This is a genomic window from Polaromonas naphthalenivorans CJ2 (assembly GCF_000015505.1).
GTDB classification, from domain to species: Bacteria; Pseudomonadota; Gammaproteobacteria; order Burkholderiales; family Burkholderiaceae_C; genus Polaromonas; species Polaromonas naphthalenivorans.
This window is the reverse complement of record NC_008781.1, coordinates 4126074-4146802: the sequence shown is the minus strand read 5'-3', so window position 1 is coordinate 4146802 and position 20729 is coordinate 4126074. Positions and strand designations below refer to the sequence as shown.

Genomic DNA, 20729 nt, shown 5'->3' with positions numbered 1-20729 from the left:
CAAAAATGCAAATAGGCCCCGTAAACGAGTGAAGGCCATGGCCGATAAATTTCAGAATCACTATTTAATTGATAGCTGCCTGCGAATATGCAGCATGCGCTACAGCCACTATTTGCTTGAATTTCCGGTTGGGGAAGCCATCAAATGCCCGAGCGGCAGCGCGCCACTGGCTTTCACCTCGCCGAGCGAAAAGCTGGTGTGCAAGTCCTTCACGTTGGGCAGGTTGATCAGCACGTCGCGGGCGAACTGGCTGAAGGTGTTGAGGTCGCGGCTGACCACCTGCAACTCGAAAGTCCCGGTGCCGCTGATGTAGTGGCAGCTGACGACCTCGGGAATCTTGCGGATCGCTTCTTCGAGCGTCTGCAGCACGTCGCCGGTGTTGCGGGCGGCGTCTAGCCGCACGAAGGCCAGCACGCCCAGGCCGATCTTGTGGCGGTTGATCTCGGCCCGGTAGCCGGTGATGAAGCCGGCTTCCTCCAGCGCCCGCACGCGCCGCCAGCAGGGCGCGGCCGACAAACCCACGCGCGACGCCAGTTCGGTGTTGGTGAGTCGCGCCTCGCGTTGCAACTCGTTCAGGATGGCGATGTCAAACTTGTCCAATGTTTCCATTTTTCGTATTTTGCAGCAAGAATCTTTCGCCAGACAGCCTAAATCAGGCAAAAAAAGCAAAGACATATCCGGACGCGGGACATACACTTTTGCCTAAAGTGAAGGCGTCGGCCCCGACCGGGCCTGACGCTTGTGAAACCCCTGCTCACAAGGCGGGAATGACGACAATTCTGGAGACAACCTCATGAACGCCCCCTTGCCCGAGCACATCCGCAAAGCGCTGGAAACCGTCACGCTGGACGACAAATATTCCATCGACCATGGCCGCGCCTTCATGAGTGGCGTGCAGGCGCTGGTTCGGCTGCCGATGCTGCAGCGCACGCGCGACGCCATCGCCGGCCTGAACACAGCCGGCTTCATCAGCGGCTACCGGGGCTCGCCGCTGGGCGGCTACGACCAGGCGCTGTGGGCGGCCAGGAAGCACCTGGAGGCGCAAAACATCGTCTTCAAGCCCGGCGTGAACGAGGAACTCGGCGCCACCGCCGTCTGGGGCACGCAGCAGCTCGACCTGTACCCGCAGACCAACAAGTTCGACGGCGTATTCGGCATCTGGTATGGCAAGGGGCCGGGCGTGGACCGCTGCTCGGACGTGTTCAAGCATGCCAACATGGCGGGTACGGCCAAACACGGCGGCGTCATCGCCATCGCCGGCGACGACCATGTGAGCAAAAGCTCGACCGCGCCGCACCAGAGCGACCACATCTTCAAGGCCTGCGGTCTGCCGGTGTTTTTTCCGTCGAGCGTGCAGGAAATCCTCGACATGGGGCTGCATGCCTTTGCCATGAGCCGCTTTTCGGGCGTCTGGTCGGGCATGAAGACGATCCAGGAAGTGGTCGAGTCGTCGAGTTCGGTATCGGTCGATCCGGACCGGGTAAAGATCATCATGCCGGAGGATTTCCAGATGCCGCCGGGCGGCCTGCACATCCGCTGGCCCGACGCGCCGCTGGAGCAAGAAGCGCGGCTGATGGACTACAAGTGGTATGCCGCGCTGGCCTATGTGCGCGCCAACAAGCTCAACTACAACGTGATTGCTTCGGCGAACGACCGTTTCGGCATCATCGCCAGCGGCAAGGCTTTCAACGACACGCGCCAGGCGCTGGCCGATCTGGGGCTGGACGAAGACACCTGCCACCAGCTCGGCATCCGGCTGCACAAGGTCAATGTGGTCTGGCCGCTCGAAGCCACCATCACCCGCGACTTCGCCATGGGCCTGCAGGAAATCCTGGTGGTCGAGGAAAAGCGCCAGGTCATCGAATACCAGATCAAGGAAGAACTCTACAACTGGCGCGCCGACGTGCGGCCCAATGTGCTCGGCAAGTTCGACGAGCCCGAAGGCGACGAGTCGGGCGGCGAATGGAGCCGCCCCAACCCGAGCGAGAACTGGCTGCTGCGCGCCAAGGCTGACCTGACGCCGGCCATCATCGCCAAGGCGATTGCCAAGCGCCTGACCAAGCTCGGCGTGCCGTCCGACATCGTGGCGCGCATGCAGGCCCGGCTGGCGGTGATCGACGCCAGAGAACGCGCGCTGGTCGAGACCAAGCTAGAGACCGGCGAGCGCGCGCCGTGGTTTTGCAGCGGCTGCCCGCACAACACCAGCACCCGCGTGCCCGAGGGTTCACGCGCGGTGGCTGGCATCGGCTGCCATTACATGGCGACCTGGATGGACCGCAGCACCTCGACCTTCACCCAGATGGGCGGCGAGGGCGTGCCGTGGGTCGGGCAGTCGGCGTTCACCACCGAGCCGCACATCTTCGCCAACCTGGGCGACGGCACTTACTTTCACAGCGGCCTGCTGGCGATTCGCCAGAGCATTGCCAGCGGCGTCAACATCACCTACAAGATTCTCTACAACGACGCGGTCGCGATGACCGGCGGCCAGCAGGTCGGCGAGCGGCCCGAGGGCCATTCGGTCGCGCAGATTGCCCATAGCCTGCGCGCCGAGGGCGTGGCCCGGCTGGTCGTGGTCACCGACGAGCCCGAAAAATACCATGGCCGCACGCATACGCTGGACAGCAGCGCTGCGCGCGCCGGCCACGCCGAGTTGATCAACGACCTACCGCCGGGCATTGAGGTCTTCCACCGCGATGAACTGGACCGCATCCAGCGCGAATTCCGCGAACTCAAGGGAACGACGATCATCATCTACGACCAGACCTGCGCGACTGAAAAGCGCCGCCGCCGCAAGCGTGGCACCTTGGCGGACCCGGCCAAGCGCGTGGTGATCAACGAGCTGGTCTGCGAAGGCTGCGGCGACTGCTCGGTGCAGTCCAACTGCCTGTCGGTCGAGCCGCTGGAAACCGAGTTCGGCCGCAAGCGCCAGATCAACCAGAACACCTGCAACAAGGATTACTCCTGCCTCAAGGGTTTTTGCCCGAGCTTTGTGACGGTTGAAGGCGGCCAGCTCAAGAAGCCGAAGAAAGAGAAAAAGGGCGATCTGGCCAGCCTGCCAGCGATTCCTGATCCGGTGCTGCCGGTGGCCGAGAACGCTTGGGGCATCGTCGTCGGCGGCGTCGGCGGCACCGGCGTCATCACCATCGGCCAGCTGCTGGGCATGGCCGCGCACCTCGAAGGCAAGGGCGTGGTCACGCAGGATGCGGGCGGGCTGGCGCAAAAAGGCGGCGCGACCTGGAGCCATATCCAGATTGCCAACCGGCCGGAAGCCATCTACACCACCAAGGTCGATACCGCGAAAGCCGACCTGGTGATCGGCTGCGACCCCATCGTGACCGCCAATGCGTACACGCTGGCAACCATGCAGCCGGGCCGCACCTTCGTGGCGATGAATTCGCACGGCGCGCCGACGGCGGCCTTCGTGACCAACCCCGACTGGCAGTTTCCGGGCGGCAACTGCGAAAACGCGGTGCGTTCGGCCGTGGGCGCTGACGCAATGGCCAGTTTCGATGCCGAGCAGGTCGCGGTGCAGCTGATTGGCGACTCGATCTACACCAACCCGCTGATGCTGGGCTTTGCCTGGCAAAAAGGCCGGGTGCCGCTGTCACATGCCGCGCTGATGCGGGCCATTGAACTCAACAATGTGCAGGTTGACAACAACAAGGCGGCGTTTGAATGGGGCCGCCGCTGCGCCCATGACCTGCTGGCGGTTCAGTCGCTGTTCAAGGCCGCGCAGGTGATCCAGTTTGTCAAGAAGCCGTCGCTGGCCGAGATGCTGAATAAGCGCGTGGTTTTCCTGACGGCCTACCAGAATGCGGCCTATGCGCAGACTTACCAGGCTTTCGTGGAAAGGGTTCGCGTTGCGGAAGCGTCGCTGGGCAAAACCACGCTGACCGAGGCGGTCGCCCGCTACCTCTTCAAACTGATGGCCTACAAGGATGAGTACGAAGTGGCCAGGCTGCATACCGACACCGGTTTCCTGAACAAGGTCAACGCCATGTTCGAGGGCGATTTCAAGCTCAACTACCATCTGGCACCGCCCTTGATCGCGTCGAAAAACGACAAGGGCGAGTTGCAAAAGCAGCAGTTCGGCCCCTGGATGCTGACCGGCTTCAGGCTGCTGGCCAGGCTCAAGGGCTTGCGCGGCACGCCCTTCGACGTGTTCGGCCGCAGCGACGAGCGCCGGGAAGAGCGCGCGCTGATTGCCGAGTACCGGGCGAGCATCGAGGAAGTGCTGACTGGCCTCACGCCTGAAAAGCATGCCGCAGCCGTGGAAATTGCCCGGATTCCCGAGTTGATCAAAGGCTATGGCCACGTTAAGGCGCGCCATCTGGTTACTGCCCGCCCGCAATGGGCGGCACTGATGCAGGCCTTCCGCCAGCCCGTCTCCCTCCAGAAGAAGCAGGCTGCCTGAGCCTGGAGGGATGGGCTCATGGCTTGCGGGCTGGCGCTTTTGGCCGGCTGGCCGCAAGCCGCTGGAAAATAGCCGTATGCGCGCCGGTTGAATTCAAGGCGCGCGCGCCTGACGCATACAATCCACCAATTCATGCTCCGGCCTTCATGGCCTGAGCGTTTGTCAGTGTTTCCCTCAATAATTGTGGAGTCAGCCGTGTTTATTTCTTCAGCCTTTGCCCAAACTGCCCCCGCTGCCGCAGCTGGCGGCAGTGACATGATGTCCACCCTGACCGGCATGCTGCCGCTGGTGCTGATGTTCGTGGTGCTGTATTTCGTGATGATCCGCCCGCAGATGAGGAAGCAAAAGGAACACCGCACCATGATCGAGGCGCTGGCCAAGGGTGACGAGGTCGCGACTGCCGGCGGCCTGCTGGGCAAGGTCATCCGCCTGGGCGAAGGTTACCTGACACTGGAAATTTCCCCTGGCGTTGAAGTGCAGCTGCAGCGCAGCGCCATTGTCCAGGTGTTGCCCAAGGGCGCCATCAACAGCGCCAAATAAGGCACACTGCAATAACGACGGTCCAGCCGGGCGTGCCTGGACAAATCAGGCCCGCTCTTTGTCTATCCGTTCATCAGGAACAAATCTCTCATGAATCGTTATCCGGCCTGGAAGTACGCCCTTATCGTGGTCGTGCTGCTGATTGCAGCCCTGTACACGCTGCCCAATTTCTTTGGCGAAGCGCCCGCGGTGCAGGTCTCCAGCAGCAAGTCCACCGTCAAGGTGGACACGACGACGCTGGCCAGGGTCGAGCAGGCGCTGAAAGAGGCCAACATATCGGCCGATGGCATCACGCTGGAAGCGGGCTCCATCAAGGCGCGCTTTGGTGATGTTGATACCCAGGGCAAGGCCAAGGACGCCATCCAGAAGGCGCTGACGCCCGATGCCGCCGATCCGGCCTATGTGGTCGCGCTCAACCTGCTGTCTCGCTCGCCCGCCTGGTTGACCTCGCTGAACGCCAACCCGATGTACCTGGGGCTCGATTTGCGCGGCGGCGTGCATTTCATGCTGCAGGTGGACATGCAGGCGGCGCTCACCAAACGCGCCGAATCGCTGGCCGGCGACATTCGCCTGTCGCTGCGCGAAAAGAACATCCGGCACGGCGGCATCGCCCGCAATGGCCAGGCCATCGAAATCCGGTTCCGTGACTCCGCCACGCTGACATCGGCCAAGAACCTGATCCAGGACCAGATTCCCGATCTGCAGATGGTCGAAGCGCCGGACGGCACCGACTACAAGCTGACCGCGACCATCAAGCCCGAGGCCGCGCGCCGCATCCAGGACCAGGCGCTCAAGCAGAACATGGTGACGCTGCACAACCGCATCAACGAACTCGGCGTGGCCGAGCCGGTGATCCAGCAGCAGGGCATAGACCGCATCGTGGTGCAGCTGCCCGGCGTTCAGGACACGGCCAAGGCCAAGGACATTCTGGGCCGCACCGCCACGCTGGAAATGCGCCTGGTCGAGGACAGCGCCGAAGCCCGAGCCGCCGAGAGCGGCAGCGGCCCGGTGCCTTTTGGCTCGGAGCGCTTTTTCGAGCGCAACGGCCAGGCGGTGATCGTCAAGAAGCAGGTGATCCTGACCGGCGAGAACCTGACCGATGCGCAGCCGGGCTTTGATTCGCAGAACCAGCAGCCCAAGGTCGATCTGACGGTCGATGCCAAGGGCGGCCGCATCATGCGCGACACCAGCCGTGAAAACCTCAAAAAGCGCATGGCGATTTTGCTGTTTGAAAAAGGCAAGGGCGAAGTGCTGACCGCGCCGGTCATCCAGGGCGAACTGGGCAACCGGTTCCAGATTTCCGGCTCCATGAGCGTGAATGAAGCCAGCGACCTGGCGCTGCTGCTGCGTGCCGGCTCACTGGCCGCACCGATGGACATCATCGAGGAGCGCACCATCGGCCCGACGCTGGGCGCCGAAAACATCACCAAGGGTTTTCACAGCGTGTCCTGGGGCTTTGCGGTGATCGTGGCCTTCATGGCGACTTACTACATGCTGTTCGGCCTGTTTTCGGGCATTGCGCTGGCGGTCAACTTGCTGCTGCTGGTGGCCGTGCTGTCCATGCTGCAGGCCACCCTGACCCTGCCGGGCATGGCGGCGATGGCGCTGGCACTCGGCATGGCGATTGACTCCAACGTGCTGATCAATGAACGCATCCGCGAGGAACTGCGCAACGGTGCCTCGCCGCAGGCCGCCATTCATGCGGGCTATGAGCGCGCCTGGGCGACGATCCTGGACTCGAACATCTCGACGCTGATTGCCGGCCTGGCCTTGCTCGCCTTTGGTTCCGGGCCGGTTCGCGGCTTTGCCGTGGTGCATTGCATCGGCATTCTGACCAGCATGTTTTCGGCGGTGTTTTTCTCGCGCGGTTTGGTCAACCTCTGGTATGGCCGGCAGAAAAAGCTCAAGACCGTGTCGATTGGCACGGTATGGCGTCCGCCTTCAGAGGGCGGACTCGCCAAGTCATGACAGCCTCTTTTTCCTGAGCCGCTTTCCAAGGATCCCAGATGGAATTTTTCAAAATCCGGCGCGATATTCCGTTCATGCGGCACGCGCTGATCTTCAACCTCATCAGTTTCGTCACCTTCGCGCTGGCGGTGTTTTTCCTGTTCTCGCGCGGACTGCACCTGTCGGTTGAATTCACCGGCGGCACCCTGATGGAGGTGAACTACACCCAGGCCGCCGATGTTGGCAAGATCCGCGACACCGTGGCCGGTTTGGGCCTGAACGATGTCCAGGTGCAGAATTTCGGCACCTCGCGCGACGTGATGATCCGCCTGCCGGCGCAAAAGGGCGTCAGCACCGCGCAGCAGAGCGATACCGTGCTGGCTGCGCTTAAGACCGCCAGCCCCGACGTGACGCTGCGCCGCACCGAGTTCGTCGGCCCGCAGGTGGGCGAAGAACTGGCCCAGGACGGCCTCAAGGCGCTGGCCATGGTGGTGTTCGGCATCATGGTCTATCTGGCGTTTCGTTTCGAGTGGAAATATGCGGTCGCGGCGATCATCGCCAACTTGCATGACGTGATCATCATTCTTGGATTTTTCGCCTTTTTCCAGTGGGAGTTTTCGCTGGCGGTGCTGGCTGCCGTGCTGGCGGTGCTGGGTTATTCGGTCAACGAATCGGTGGTGATTTTTGACCGGATTCGCGAGAACTTCCGCCGTTACCGCAAGATGAACACGGAGGAGATCATCAACAACGCGATCACTTCCACCATCAGCCGCACCATCATCACCCACGGCTCGACTCAGATCATGGTGCTGTCGATGCTGCTGTTCGGCGGCCCGACGCTGTTTTACTTTGCGCTGGCACTGACCATCGGCATTTTGTTCGGCATCTATTCCTCGGTGTTTGTCGCCGCTGCGATTGCGATGTGGCTGGGCATCAAGCGTGAAGACTTGATCAAGGGACCGGCGAAAAAAGACGAGGATCCCAACGATCCGAACGCAGGCGCCACGGTCTAGCTGTCTCCAACCCATCGCTCACGTCAGCCGTGCCTTCCCGTAACTCCAGGCAAAACCCTCTTGCGGGACAGGCTCGTGCCCTGTTTTTGGAGCGTGCTGTCCGCATGCTGCCCGGGCTGGCCAAAACCATCGGCGATACCCTGGCCGAACTGGCTTCGCGTCCGGGCAATGCCCGCGAAATGCAGGATATGCGCGATGCCCTGCTGGCTTACCAGAAAAACAGTTCAGCCTGGGTCCAGGGCACGCTCAGGGCCTGGACCAAAACAGCGCCGCTGCCCGCCACGACTTCAGCCCCCGCACTGTCTGACCTGGGCAAAATGGAACTGGTCGGCAACGAGGCGGTAGAGGACCGGATTCTTGCTTCCCGCCTGGCGCTGCGCCTGCTCGATTTCGCGAGTTGGGAACTCAATGACCTGCGCCTGCGTATCCAGAGCCTGGAAGGCCTACCCGAATTGAGCCGGCAGGACATATTCCGGCCCGAAGTGATTGCGCAAGACCTGGTCGAACAGTGGAAGCGAGCGGCCTTGCCTCAGTCGGTATGGCTGCTGGTTCAGGACATTGTGCATAAAAACATGGCCGCCCAGATGCTGGAGATTTACCACGCGACCAATGAATTCCTGATCAGGAATGGCGTGATGGCGGAAATCGACCTGCGGCCGTTGGTCAGGCGAACCCCTTCGGCCGTGAATACTGGCAGGCCCTCCAGCCTTTCCGATGGTGTTGAAAATCCGGCGGAAAAAACGGATGCAAATGCTGGTGTGGCAAGCAGCCCCAATGCCCTGGGAACGAGAAATGTTTCAAGTGCTGAAGGCGGCACCGGCAATACGGCTCCGGCTGGAACTGGCAGGGGTGAGCCCGGCCCTGGCCAGACGCCGGCGCGCAGCTGGTGGTCGGGCAATGCGGCCCAGGATGACGCGCGCATGCAAACCGCGACCACACCGCTGGCCCGTGTGCGGATGCGGGCTCAGGGTGTGATGGGGCGTCTGAAGCAGTTGCTGACCAGCCGTGTAGAGGGTTTTGACGCAGCCAAAATCCAGCAGGCGTCGCCCCGGCTGGAGCAAGCCATCAGCCGCTTGCAGCAGCGGGCTGAAGAAGAGGAGAGTGCAGAGCGCTCGGGGCCGGCCGAGGAATTTGACCTGGCGCACGCTCAAACCCAGGTTGACCAGGCCATGCAGGGGCTGCGCCAGCGCACCAGCGTTCTCAAGCAGGCAGCGTCCACTTCCGCGGAAAAAGCCACCATCGAAATCGTCGCCCTGATGTTCCAGAGCATCCTGGCCGAAGACCGCATTCCGCCCCAGATCCGTGTCTGGTTTGCGCGGCTGCAGATGCCGGTCCTCAGGGTTGCGATTGCCGAGCCCGAGTTTTTCGGCTCCCTGCAGCATCCGGCACGCCAGCTGATTGACCGCATGGGCTCGTGCGCGCTGGGCTTTGATGTCACGGTGGCGGGCAATGTGCTGGAGTCGGAAATCAGGCGGGTGGTGCAGGTGATCGAGCAGTACCCCGAAACCGGGCGCCGGGTGTTTCAGCTGGTGTATGAGGAGTTTGACAAGTTCCTGTCCCGCTTTTTTGCCGAGCAGGGCAGCGTTGCGCGGGCGGTCGGCCTGGCACAGCAGCTTGAGCAAAAGGAAACCATGACCATTCAGTACACCATCGAGATGCGGACCATGCTGAACGAGATGTCGGTACGCGACGAGATACGGGAGTTCCTATTCAGGATATGGGCCGAGGTGCTGGCCCTTACCGCGATGAAGAATGGTCCGCAGCATGCGCAGACCCTGCTGCTCAAGCAGGCTGCGGCCGACCTGGTCTGGTCAGCCAGTGCCAAGCCCAACCGCGTCGACCGGACGCGTGTCATTGCCGCACTTCCCAGGCAGTTGCAACTGCTGCGGCAGGGCATGACCCTGCTGGGCCTGGATCTGCCGGCGCAGGATGCGCAACTGAAAATCATCAGTGACACGCTGGCCGATGCCTTTATGTCAAAAACCGCTGTCATTCCCCTTGAAAAAATCGAGGCCATGGCCAGGCGGCTGACCAATCTTGAAGATTATCTGTCCGAGCAGGATGTTGGCGACTTTCCGCTGGATGCCGACAGCCTGGTCACGATGATCGGGATCGATGCGGCCAATATTGAGGTGATCGGCGACGGCGGCAGCCAGCCGACCGACGCCATGTGCGCCTGGGCCAGGGAACTGCAGCCCGGCAGCTGGTACAACCTGGACCACAACGGAAAAGTCAGCCATGTGCAGTTTGCCTGGTGCAGCGAGCGCAAGCAACTTCATCTGTTTGCCGCTGCCGACGGCCGCAGTTTCCTGATCCAGATGCGCCGGCTGGCGGCTTACTTGCAGGCAGGCCTCTTGGTACCGACGGAAGAAGAAACGCTGACGGTGCGTGCCACCCGCGATGCGCTGGCCAAGCTGGATGCCAATCCGGAGCGTTTGCTGGGCTAGCTGCTGACGCAGCAGCAGCCCGGTCGTTCAGTGCGCCAGGCGGCCTTCGGTGTCGTCGCACAGCTCATCGAGCACCAGCGCTTCAGGCTCTTCGCCAAAGCTCCAGTACACCATGAGCACGATGATTTTCAGGTCGTCCAGCGAGACCGGATCGCCGGGCGCGGCCATCGCGCGGTCAAGCACGATTTCGCGCATGTAGGGTGGCAGCACGCCGGAGGCTTCGAGAAAGCACACAAATCCCAGGCTTTGCGCGCCCAGATGTTCCTGCTCGGCCACCGAATAGATGCGCAGGCTGTGGCTTGACTGCGCCAGCATGCGGGGATGCGCGCTGACGGGATCAGCAGAATCGGGGTTTGATTCATCGGGCAGGCTGATCTGCGTGCCTTTGGCTGCAACATTCAGCCCTTCCAGCCAGATCAGCGCCTGCTGGATTTCTTCGGCTTCAAATCCTGCTGCAATGAGTTTGCGCCCCAGCCGGTCAAATTCAGGGCAGGCCGCGCCTTGCCAGTAATTTTCATAAACATAGACCAGAACTTCAAACATGCATTCAATATAACGCAGATAAGCTCAGCCCGCCGCCATGCGCTGAAACAGTCCTCCGGGCAGGCGCGCGACCTGTCCGCCGAGTTCAAGCTCCAGCAATTGCGCCTGTAGATGGCCGGTATCCAGGCCGGTGCGTGCCTGCAGCGCATCCAGGCTGACCGCATCGAATCCCAGCGCCGCCAGAAGCGTGTCTTCACCGCCAGGAACGGGTGCATCACCCTCGTCGCCCTCCGCTGGCGCCTGCAAGGCATCAGCCGCCGGGGCTGCGCCGGCGGGCACCAGCCTGAGTTCTTCCAGCACATCCTGAGCCACTTCCACCAGCTTGGCGCCTTGCTTGATCAAGGCATGGCAGCCGCGCGACTGGGGCGAATGGATGGAGCCGGGAATGGCAAAGACTTCCTTGCCCTGCTCGGCCGCGAGCCGGGCGGTGATCAGCGAGCCCGACTGCAGCGCCGCCTCGACCACCAGCGTTCCCCGGCTCAGGCCCGAAATGATGCGGTTGCGCCTGGGAAAATTGGCCGTCAGCGGCGGCGTTCCGAGCGGGAATTCGCTGATGATCATGCCCTGCCGGGCAATGCGGTGCGCCAGGGCCAGGTGCTTTTTGGGGTAGACCCGGTCCAGTCCGGTGCCGACAACCGCAATCGTCTCGCCGCCGCCCAGCATCGCGCCATCATGCGCCGCGCCGTCGATGCCCAGCGCCAGTCCCGACACCACGCAGATGCCAGCGCTGCCGAACGCCCTGGCAAACTGCCGGGCATTGCTTTCACCTTGCGGTGTCGGGTTGCGGCTGCCGACGATGGCCAAACTGTTCGCTATTGTTTTGGTAGCTGTATCAGCATGACTGGAAAGCGTGCCCAGCATATAAAGCATCAAGGGCGGGTCTTCGATGTCGAGCAGGGCCGCCGGGTAAGCCGCGTCGCCGAGCACGGCGATGCGCCGGTCGTCCCCGGCTTGCAGCCAGTCCAGCGTGGTCTGCAGCTGGGTCGCCAGGCTGGATGGCTCGCTGCGCAGGGCGCTGGCCAGCTTGTCGGAGCCGAGTTTTTGCAGCGTCGCGCTGCTTTGTTCAAAAATGGCCTGTGCCGACCCGAAGGCCGCCAGCAGCTTGCGCGCCGTGGTGTTGCCCACGCCGGGCGTGAGTGCCAGCCGCAGCCAGGCTTGAAGTTCTTGGGAATCCTTGACATCCTCCCCCGCCTGAAGGCGGGGGATTCCTGCGGCGCTACGCATGAGCTGCCTCACGCATAGTCACTTCGGCGGGTTCCTGCTTCACAGAGGCTGGTTTCGTTCTGGTCTTTCGACCAGAGCCAGAGCCGTCCTCTCCACAGGCTGCAACGCGGTATCCCCGCGCCAATATGTTCATCGCGCCAACCACATCGGCGTGGTTCTGGTAGCCACAGTCCACACACGCAAACCGAGCCTGCGTTTGCCGGTTTTCCTTGGCAATGTGACCGCAGGCAGGACAGGTCTGGCTGGTGTAGTGCGCGGGCACTGCAATGAGTATCCCGCCGCTCCAAGCGAGCTTGTATTCCAGCTGGCGGCGAAACTCGAACCAGCCCTGATCGAGGATGGCTTTGTTAAGTCCCGACTTGGCCGCGACGTTTTTCCCCGGTGCTTCGGCGGTGCCTTTGCTCGACTTGGACATATTGCCCACCTGCAAGTCCTCAATAGCGACCATGGCGTGGTTTTTGCTGATCTCGCTTGTCTTCTTGTGCAGGAAATCTTTGCGGGCGTTACCGATACGGGTGTGGATGTTTTGCACCTTCCTTTTGGCTTTGTGCCAGTTCCGGCTGTTTTTGACTTTGCGGCTCATGCGCCGCTGGTACTTTTTGAGCCTGTGTTCATGCTTCTTGAAGCTGTCCAGCGGCTCAACAAAGCTGGCGTCGCTCAGGGTGGCGAATCGGGCAATTCCCATGTCGATGCCGATGGCGTTGGTGGCTGCTGGAATGGGTTGCCCGACTTCTCGCTCGGTCTGGATGCTGGCAAACCATTTGCCACCCGTTTGGCTGACGGTGATGTTCTTGGCCGTGCCAAGAATGCCCCGGCTGTTGCGGTAGCGCATCCATCCGAGTTTGGGCAAGAAGGTGCGGCTGTTGGACTGGTCGATCCTGAAGCCTTGCGGGAAACGGAAACTTTCGCCACGGCCTTTCTTCTTGGGCTGCGGAAAGCCCGCGCGTTTTTCAAAGAAGTTTTTGAACGCGCGCTCCGAATCTTTCAGCGATTGCTGCAAGGATTGCGAGGGCGGCTCCTTGAGCCATTCAAACTCTTTTTTCCACTCAGGAAGGCGGTTCGCCATATCGACGTAACCGATGAATTTGCCGCCTGCTGCGTAGTTGGCCTTTTGAATATCCAAAGCCCGGTTAAAGACAAACCTGCGCGCCCCGGCGAAGCGGCACATGTCACGCTGCTGCCCGCCGCCGGGCATCAACTCGAATTTGAAGGCTTGCAGGCGTTTCATTTTTTCTTGTTCAGGAAGTCGTCGATAGCGCGACGAATTAACTCGGCAACGCAAAGCCCCGTTTGTTTTGACAGCTCTTGCAGCTTCGCAACCGAAGGCTCTGTCAGATAGATGTTTGTCCGCTTCGTACATTCATCATGCACCACAACAGGATTCAAATGCAAACCAAATACAGGGACGGCTTCGCCGTCCACGCTGTCCATCTCCGGCCTGAAGGCCGGGGTTTTCCGCTCAAACTGATAAAGTGAAAAATTCAGGTGAACCCAGGGGGCCGGCGCTTCAGCAGGCATGGCCCGCGCCATTCAATCCCCGGCGCCAGCCCGTGAAAAACTCAGTTCGGGTTGGTGAAGCGGTCGCCGACCTTGACGCCATCGGTGACCTGCATCACCAGCGCATACGACAGCCGGTCAAAGGTGCGGAACACCATCAGCAGGCCATTGCGCTCGTTGGGCAGCTTGATGTCCGGCCGGTCGCTGTCCGTTTTGTCCGTCAGGCGTTCGCCGTCTTTCAGGATGGCCATGACATGACCGCGCTCCAGCCCGTCGCTGGTCCCGCGGTTGATCACCACGATCTGGTTTTCAGAAGCCCAAGCCACGGCATTGCCATACACCGAGACGATCTGCCCGGACATGGGCGACGAGGGCGCGTGCGGCACATAGCTGCGCAACTCGCGGGGCGGCTCGGGAATCAGCCGGTCGCCGACCCGCATTTCTTCCTTGGCCGCCACGATGTCGATGGTGGCGGGAACGATGTCGATTTGCGTTTTGCCGTCTTTGTCGCTGCTCTGGGCCGTGGACTCGCCGCGCACCAGTTCGGCCTTGCCGACGTATTGCGCTTCGTAGCCCAGGATTTGCTGGGTGGTCGGATCCTTGAGCGGCGTGGCGTTGCGAAACACCCGGTAGTCCCGCGGCTCGCCTTTGTGGTCGCTCAAGGGCTTGCTGCCGCCACCTGCGGCATACGCGCTGAGCACATAGGCCCGGTCGCCCCGGCTGAGCAGCACCCGGCCCTCCTGCGTGGCCACGATGCGCGGCGCCTGCGAAAAGGTCAGCTCGTCAACAATCAGCGGCTCGGCCAGGAAGGGCTCGATGGCCTGGGGCGCCAATGTGGGAATGGAGGTGTCGGCCAGCGACTCGTAGCGGGTGCGCGGAGACACCCGGATGGTGTTCATGGCTGCGCTGCTGCTGCTGCTGCTGTCGCCGCCGCCTGCCCGGCGGGTTCGCAAGGTGGCCCGGCCATTGCTTTTGTCCAGGTAGAGCTGCTGGCCGGGATAGATGCGGTGCGGATTGCGGATGTCCTCCAGGTTCATGCCCCACAATTCGGGCCAGCGCCACGGACCCTTGAGGAACATGCCCGAAATGGCCCACAGGGTGTCGCCCGGCCTGACGGTGTAGCTGTCAGGCGCATTGGGCGCCAGGTCGGCCACCGGAACTCCGGTCCGGGCCACCTGGACGGCCGTGGCCTGCTGGGCGGGCGTGACGGGGAAGTTCTGGGCCTGTACGCCGGTTGAAGTGGCCAGCAAGGCGGCCGCGGCGATTGAAATATGACTGAAGCGAGCAAAAATAGTAGGCATCTTGAAGCTTGTTTGGGACTGGCGGCGCTTACTTTTTGGTACGGATAAGCGCATTTTGTAGTGTTTGTATCCGGAGAAATTTCCAGCGATTCTGTACTCAAGCCCTTGATTAAGCAATGATTAGGGGATTCTGAGAGGATTGCAGCCTTTAAAAATCGGAAAAAGTGGCGAAAATAGCGACTTCTCCCTCATTCCTGCCATGACTCCACTGACTATTCTCCGTTATCCCGACCCGCGCCTGCATACCGTGGCCAAGCCCGTTGCTGCATTTGATGCGCGCCTGCGCCAACTGGCGGACGCCATGTTCCACACCATGTATGCGGCTGAAGGCATCGGCCTGGCCGCCACGCAGGTCGATGTGCATGAGCGGCTGGTGGTGATTGACGTCAGCGAAGGCCGCAACCAGCCGCTGGTGCTGATCAACCCCGAAATCGTCTGGGCCAGCGCCGAGACGCGCATCGGCGACGAGGGCTGTCTGTCGGTGCCCGGCATTTACGACGGCGTGGAACGCGCGCTGGCGGTGAAGGTGGCGGCGCTTGACCTGAACGGCCAGAAGCAGCTGCACGAGGCCGAAGGCATGCTGGCGGTCTGCATCCAGCATGAAATGGATCACCTGATCGGCAAGGTGTTCGTCGAATACCTGTCGCCCCTGAAGCGCAACCGCATCAAGACCAAGCTGATCAAGCAGAAAAAAGACGAGGAACGCGAGGCCGTGCGCTGATCTGACGCCAAAGGGCTTTCGCCTGGCCGGCGCCGGACGGCGAGGCGACTCTCTAGAATCACGCCCCATGCGCGTTATTTTTGCCGGTACTCCTGAATTTGCCCGTGTGGCGCTTGCTCAACTGCACGGCGCCGGTTTTGAAATCCCCCTGGTGCTGACCCAGCCCGACCGCCCCGCCGGCCGGGGCATGAAGCTGCAGGCCTCCGCCGTCAAGCAGTGGGCCGAGAGCCACGCCATTGCGGTGGCCCAGCCCAGGAGCCTGCGGCTGGATGGCAAATACCCTGAAGACGCCGCTGCCGCCCGCGCCGCCATCGAGGCCGCGCAGGCTGATGTGATGGTGGTCGCTGCCTACGGGCTGATCCTGCCGCAGTGGGTGCTCGACATGCCCCGGCTGGGGTGTTTGAACATTCACGCTTCCCTGTTGCCGCGCTGGCGCGGCGCGGCGCCGATTCACCGCGCGATCCAGGCCGGCGACCCGCAGACCGGCGTCACCATCATGCAGATGGATGCGGGGCTGGACACCGGCGACATGCTGCTGGTCGAAAAACTCGCGATTCAAGCCACCGACACCACCGCCACGCTGCACGACAAGCTGGCCGCGCTGGGCGGGCAGATGATCGTGCAGGCGCTGGAACTGGCCGCTGCTGGCCAGCTTGAGCCAGTCCGCCAGCCCGCCGAGGGCGTGACCTATGCCCACAAGATCGAAAAATCCGAAGCGGCGGTGGACTGGACCCAGCCGGTAGCCAGCATTGACCGGCACATCCGCGCCATGACGCCTTTTCCGGGCGCCAGCGCGCAGATCGGTTCCGACACGGTCAAGCTCTGGAGCTCTGAAATTGATAGCTGCTCATGCCCGCCAGATATGCGCAAAGGCCTGATTTTGTCTGCAAATTCCGATGGCGTGCGGGTGGCGTGCGGTGATGGCGTGCTGAAAGTCACCGAACTGCAGCGCGCCGGCGGCAAGCGCCTGCCCGCCGCCGACTTCCTGCGCGGCTTTGACTTGCAGGCCGGCCAGTTGTTCGACCTTCCCAATCCGTGACCGTGCGCCTCGGCAGCAGTCTTTCGGCGCTGCTTCGCCATCCCGAGTTCCGCACCGGCGTGCAAGAGGTGTCGGGCGTCGCGCCCGGCCTGGCGGCCTGGGGCCTGATGACCGGCGTGGCCATGGTGAATTCGGGCATGTCGGTGGTCGAGGCCGTGGCGATGACGCTGCTGGTGTTTGCCGGCAGTTCGCAACTGGCGGGCATTCCCCTGATTGCCGCTGGCGCCCCGGTCTGGGTGATCCTGGCCACGAGCTTTTGCGTCAACCTGCGCTTCGTGGTGTTCAGCGCCCATTTGCGCAGCTACCTCATGCACCTGCCCCGGCCGGCGCGGCTGCTGGCCGGCTACCTGTGCGCCGATATGACCTATGTGCTGTTTGTGCGCCGCTTTCCCCATCCGTCGCTGGAGCCGGCGCAGCGCCAGGCGGAGCTGGCCTATTTTGCCGGCAGCAGCGGCCTGAACTGGGTCAGCTGGCAGGCGGCCAGCCTGCTGGGCATTGCCCTGGCGCAGTGGATTCCCAGCGCCTGGGGCCTGGGGTTTGCCGGCATCCTGGCGCTGATCGGCGTCACCTGCTCGCTCGCGTCGAGCCCCATGCGCCGCGTCTCAGCCGGTGTGGCGGGCGCGGCGGCCGTGGCGGCGTTCGCGCTGCCGTACAAGCTCAACATCGTGGTGGCGATTGCCGTGGCGGTGGCGCTGTGCCTGCTGCTGGAGTCGCCCGCGCCGTCTGATCGCAGGGCTGCCGAATGAGCCAGCCTGGTACCGACTGGTGGACGCTTGGCGTCATTTTTGGCATGGCGGTGATTACCGTGGTCACGCGCAGTTTTTTCTTCATCTCCAGTCGCCCCTGGCACCTGCCGCGCTGGGCGCAGCGCGGCCTGCAATACGCGCCGATTGCGGCGCTGGCGGCCGTCATCGTGCCCGAGCTGGTCATGACCCAGGGGCACCTGATCGCTTCCTGGCAGGACGCGCGTGTTTTTGGTGCGACCGCCGGGGTGGCGTTTTATGTCTGGCGCCGGGGCGCCGGGCAGGCCGTGCTGGGCACCATCGTGGTCGGCATGGCGGTGTACCTGCCGCTGCGCATCGGGCTAGGCTGGTAGCCTGAAATCAGGAGGGCCGAGAGGCTTCAGGGCCATGGCCCGACCTACAATCGCAGGCGATCCGCCAGGCTGCTTTAGCCCTCAAAAACCCTTGTCCATTTTTGCGAGTTGTCTATGAATTTCATCCGTTTTTCCGATTTGTGCGCCAGCGGCCAGGTGGCCGGCCAGCGCGTTTTCATCCGCGCCGACCTGAACGTGCCGCAGGACGCCAGCGGCGCCATCACCGAGGACACGCGCATCCGCGCATCGGTTCCCTGCCTGCAGATGGCGCTCGATGCCGGCGCTGCCGTCATGGTCACGTCGCACCTCGGGCGCCCGGTGGAAGGCGAGTTCAAGCCGGCCGATTCGCTGGCCCCGGTTGCCAAACGGCTGGGCGAGCTGATGCAGCGCGATATTCCCGTGGTCGCCGACTGGGTCGATGGCGTTGAAGTCCAGCCCGGCCAGCTGGTGATGCTGGAAAACTGCCGCCTGAACCAGGGCGAGAAGAAAAACAACGAAGCGCTGGCGCGCAAGATGGCCGCGCTGTGCGACATCTTCGTGCATGACGCCTTCGGCACCGCGCACCGGGCCGAAGCCTCGACCTACGGCATCGCGCAATATGCGCCGATTGCCTGCGCCGGACCGCTGCTGGCCGCCGAGATGGACGCCATCACGGCGGCCTTCGCCCATCCCAAGCGGCCGCTGGTCGCCATCGTCGCGGGCAGCAAGGTCTCGACCAAGCTGACCATCCTCAAGGCGCTGGCCGAAAACGTCGATCAGCTGATCGTCGGCGGCGGCATCGCCAACACCTTCATGCTGGCCGCCGGCCTGAACATCGGCAAGAGCCTGGCCGAGCCCGACCTGCTGGCCGAGGCCACGGCCGTGATGGCCGCCATGAAGGCCCGGGGTGCCGAGGTGCCGATTCCGACCGACGTGGTGACCGCCAAGACCTTTGCCGCCGATGCGCCCGCCACCGTCAAGCTGGCTGCCGAAGTCGAGGACGATGACCTGATCCTGGACATCGGCCCCGAGACCACCGCCCGGCTGGCCGCGCAACTCAAAAGCGCCGGCACCATCGTCTGGAACGGCCCGGTCGGCGTGTTCGAGTTCGAGGCTTTTTCGAAGGGCACCGAAGGTATTGCCCGCGCGATTGCCGACTCCAGCGCCTTCAGCATTGCCGGCGGCGGCGACACGCTGGCGGCGATTGCCAAGTACGGCATCGAAAAGCAGGTCGGCTACATCTCCACCGGCGGCGGCGCTTTCCTCGAAGTGCTCGAAGGCAAGACGCTGCCGGCCTTCGAGATTTTGCAGAAGCGGGCAGCGGGCTGATATTGGATGCTTCGTTTTTAATAGCTGACTACGCCCGTGGAATAAGCGCAAGCAGCTTATTTGGCTTGTAAACAGACGCTCGGGCTGTCTTTTCGATGCGTTTGGCGGAGGGCCGTGCCTAGCGCAAGGCGCCTCTTGTTGGTAACCCAGCGGTAACAGATTCGTGCAAGAATCGGAAACTAAATTACAAGGAGACATCCCTCATGACGCGTCGCGCCACCAAAATCGTTGCCACCCTCGGTCCTGCTTCCAGCGACCCGGTGCTGCTGGAAAAAATGATACGCGCCGGCGTCAACGTGGTGCGCCTCAACTTCAGCCACGGCAAGGCCCAGGACCACATCAACCTGGCCGCTGTGGTGCGCGAAGTGGCCCAGCGCGCCGGCCGCGAAGTCGCCATCATGGCCGACCTGCAGGGCCCCAAGATTCGCGTCGGCAAGTTCGCCGAAGGCAAGGTCATGCTGGAGCCCGGCGAGAAATTCATCCTCGACGCGTCGCGCATCGAGCCGGGCGACATCCGGGGCGTCGGGCTGGACTACAAGGAACTGCCGCGCGATGTCAAGGCCGGTGATGTGCTGCTGCTCAACGACGGCCTGATCGTGCTGACCGTCGATGCGGTGCGCGGCGAGGAAGTCCACACCACCGTCAAGCTCGGCGGCGAGCTGTCCAACAACAAGGGCATCAACAAGCAGGGCGGCGGCCTGACCGCGCCGGCGCTGACAGCCAAGGACATGGAAGACATCAAGACCGCGATGAGCTTCCAGGCCGACTACGTGGCCGTGAGTTTCCCCAAAAACGCCACCGACATGGAAATGGCGCGCCAGCTGTGCAATGTGGCCGCCGCGCCCTACAGGCACAAGCCCGGCCTGATCGCCAAGATCGAGCGCGCCGAGGCGATTCCGAAGCTCGAAGAAATCTTGAAGGTCAGCGACGGCATCATGGTGGCGCGCGGCGACCTGGCGGTCGAGGTCGGCAATGCGGCCGTGCCGGCGCTGCAAAAACGCATGATCAAGATGGCCCGGGCGGCCGACAAGGTAGTCATCACCGCCACCCAGATGATGGAAAGCATGATCCTGAACCCGGTGCCCACGCGCGCCGAGGTCAGCGACGTGGCCAACGCGGTGCTTGACGGCACCGACGCGGTGATGCTCAGCGCCGAAACCGCCGCCGGCCGCTTCCCGCTGGAAACGGTCGAGGAAATGGCCAAGATCTGCGAGGAAGCCGAAAAGGCCGAATACAAGGAACTGGGCGCCGATTTTTCGGGCAAGACCTTTGCGCGCATCGACCAGTCGATTGCCATGGGCGCGCTGTTCACCGCCCACCACCTGGGCGCCAAGGCGATCGTGGCGCTGACCGACAGCGGCTCGACCGCCCTGTGGATGAGCCGCCATGACATCCATGTGCCGATCTATGCGCTGACGCCGCGCCTGGACACCCAGCGCAAGATGGCGATTTACCGCAATGTGCGCCCTATCCTCATGGACAGCAGCGCCGACCGCGACACCGCGCTGGAGCAGGCCGAAAGCCATCTGCTGCGCCTGGACATCGTGCACAGCGGCGACGTGTACGCCATCACCTGCGGCGAGCCGATGGGCGCGCCCGGCGGCACCAACATGCTCAAGATCTGCCGCGTGGCCTGATA

At 62.8% G+C, this 20729-nt stretch carries 17 protein-coding genes; 11 read left to right on the top strand and 6 right to left on the bottom strand.

From position 1 onward, the window contains the following. Positions 1 to 108: 108 nt before the first annotated feature. Complete coding sequence (locus PNAP_RS19435; protein ID WP_041376828.1) at positions 109 to 609, bottom strand: Lrp/AsnC family transcriptional regulator; 501 nt, start codon at positions 607 to 609, stop codon at positions 109 to 111. Between the two features lie 184 nt (positions 610 to 793). Here PNAP_RS19435 and PNAP_RS19430 point away from each other — a divergent pair, with 184 nt between their 5' ends. The 5 genes from PNAP_RS19430 (at position 794) to PNAP_RS19410 (ending at position 10361) form a co-directional block, all read left to right on the top strand. Then, positions 794 to 4414 (top strand): indolepyruvate ferredoxin oxidoreductase family protein, encoded by a 3621-nt coding sequence (locus tag PNAP_RS19430; protein WP_011803249.1) that lies wholly within the window; start codon positions 794 to 796, stop codon positions 4412 to 4414. Between the two features lie 195 nt (positions 4415 to 4609). Further along, positions 4610 to 4954 carry a preprotein translocase subunit YajC gene (yajC, locus tag PNAP_RS19425; RefSeq protein WP_041377480.1) on the top strand — a complete coding sequence of 115 codons (345 nt, stop codon included), beginning with the start codon at positions 4610 to 4612 and terminating at the stop codon, positions 4952 to 4954. Between the two features lie 90 nt (positions 4955 to 5044). After that, entirely contained in the window at positions 5045 to 6922 is a 1878-nt protein-coding gene (gene secD / locus PNAP_RS19420) for a protein translocase subunit SecD (protein WP_011803247.1), read from the top strand. Between the two features lie 38 nt (positions 6923 to 6960). Then, a complete protein-coding gene (gene secF / locus PNAP_RS19415) occupies positions 6961 to 7914 on the top strand; it encodes a protein translocase subunit SecF (protein WP_011803246.1) in 954 nt (317 codons plus the stop codon). 104 nt (positions 7915 to 8018) lie between these two features. Continuing rightward, positions 8019 to 10361 (top strand): DUF1631 family protein, encoded by a 2343-nt coding sequence (locus PNAP_RS19410; RefSeq protein WP_011803245.1) that lies wholly within the window; start codon positions 8019 to 8021, stop codon positions 10359 to 10361. Positions 10362 to 10388: 27 nt separating this feature from the next. Here PNAP_RS19410 and PNAP_RS19405 read toward each other — a convergent pair whose 3' ends face one another. From PNAP_RS19405 to PNAP_RS19385, 5 genes are read right to left on the bottom strand one after another with little or no spacing between them, the layout of a single operon-like run. Next, a complete protein-coding gene (locus tag PNAP_RS19405) occupies positions 10389 to 10904 on the bottom strand; it encodes a DUF494 domain-containing protein (protein WP_011803244.1) in 516 nt (171 codons plus the stop codon). A gap of 24 nt (positions 10905 to 10928) precedes the next feature. Then, positions 10929 to 12128 (bottom strand): DNA-processing protein DprA, encoded by a 1200-nt coding sequence (gene dprA / locus PNAP_RS19400; protein ID WP_011803243.1) that lies wholly within the window; start codon positions 12126 to 12128, stop codon positions 10929 to 10931. Next, entirely contained in the window at positions 12121 to 13356 is a 1236-nt protein-coding gene (locus PNAP_RS19395) for an RNA-guided endonuclease InsQ/TnpB family protein (RefSeq protein WP_011803242.1), read from the bottom strand. Before PNAP_RS19395 ends, dprA begins: the two co-directional genes overlap by 8 nt. Next, positions 13353 to 13646 carry a ribbon-helix-helix domain-containing protein gene (locus tag PNAP_RS19390; protein ID WP_198140654.1) on the bottom strand — a complete coding sequence of 98 codons (294 nt, stop codon included), beginning with the start codon at positions 13644 to 13646 and terminating at the stop codon, positions 13353 to 13355. Before PNAP_RS19390 ends, PNAP_RS19395 begins: the two co-directional genes overlap by 4 nt. A gap of 41 nt (positions 13647 to 13687) precedes the next feature. Then, positions 13688 to 14926 carry a LysM peptidoglycan-binding domain-containing protein gene (locus PNAP_RS19385; RefSeq protein WP_041376825.1) on the bottom strand — a complete coding sequence of 413 codons (1239 nt, stop codon included), beginning with the start codon at positions 14924 to 14926 and terminating at the stop codon, positions 13688 to 13690. 199 nt (positions 14927 to 15125) lie between these two features. Between PNAP_RS19385 and def the strand changes: the two genes are divergently transcribed. From def to pyk, 6 genes are all read left to right on the top strand, one after another. After that, positions 15126 to 15647, top strand: a complete 522-nt coding sequence (gene def, locus PNAP_RS19380; RefSeq protein ID WP_011803240.1) for a peptide deformylase — start codon at positions 15126 to 15128, stop codon at positions 15645 to 15647. A 67-nt stretch (positions 15648 to 15714) separates the two neighbouring features. Beyond that, positions 15715 to 16686: a methionyl-tRNA formyltransferase gene (fmt, locus tag PNAP_RS19375; protein ID WP_011803239.1), complete on the top strand. Its 972-nt coding sequence runs from the start codon at positions 15715 to 15717 to the stop codon at positions 16684 to 16686. Beyond that, positions 16683 to 17432, top strand: a complete 750-nt coding sequence (locus tag PNAP_RS19370) for an AzlC family ABC transporter permease (RefSeq protein WP_011803238.1) — start codon at positions 16683 to 16685, stop codon at positions 17430 to 17432. The genes fmt and PNAP_RS19370 overlap by 4 nt, the downstream gene beginning before the upstream one ends. Further along, positions 17429 to 17782 (top strand): AzlD domain-containing protein, encoded by a 354-nt coding sequence (locus PNAP_RS19365; RefSeq protein ID WP_011803237.1) that lies wholly within the window; start codon positions 17429 to 17431, stop codon positions 17780 to 17782. The genes PNAP_RS19370 and PNAP_RS19365 overlap by 4 nt, the downstream gene beginning before the upstream one ends. 114 nt (positions 17783 to 17896) lie before the next feature. Then, positions 17897 to 19090, top strand: a complete 1194-nt coding sequence (locus tag PNAP_RS19360; protein ID WP_011803236.1) for a phosphoglycerate kinase — start codon at positions 17897 to 17899, stop codon at positions 19088 to 19090. 203 nt (positions 19091 to 19293) lie between these two features. Next, positions 19294 to 20727 (top strand): pyruvate kinase, encoded by a 1434-nt coding sequence (gene pyk / locus PNAP_RS19355; RefSeq protein WP_011803235.1) that lies wholly within the window; start codon positions 19294 to 19296, stop codon positions 20725 to 20727. Positions 20728 to 20729: the final 2 nt, after the last annotated feature.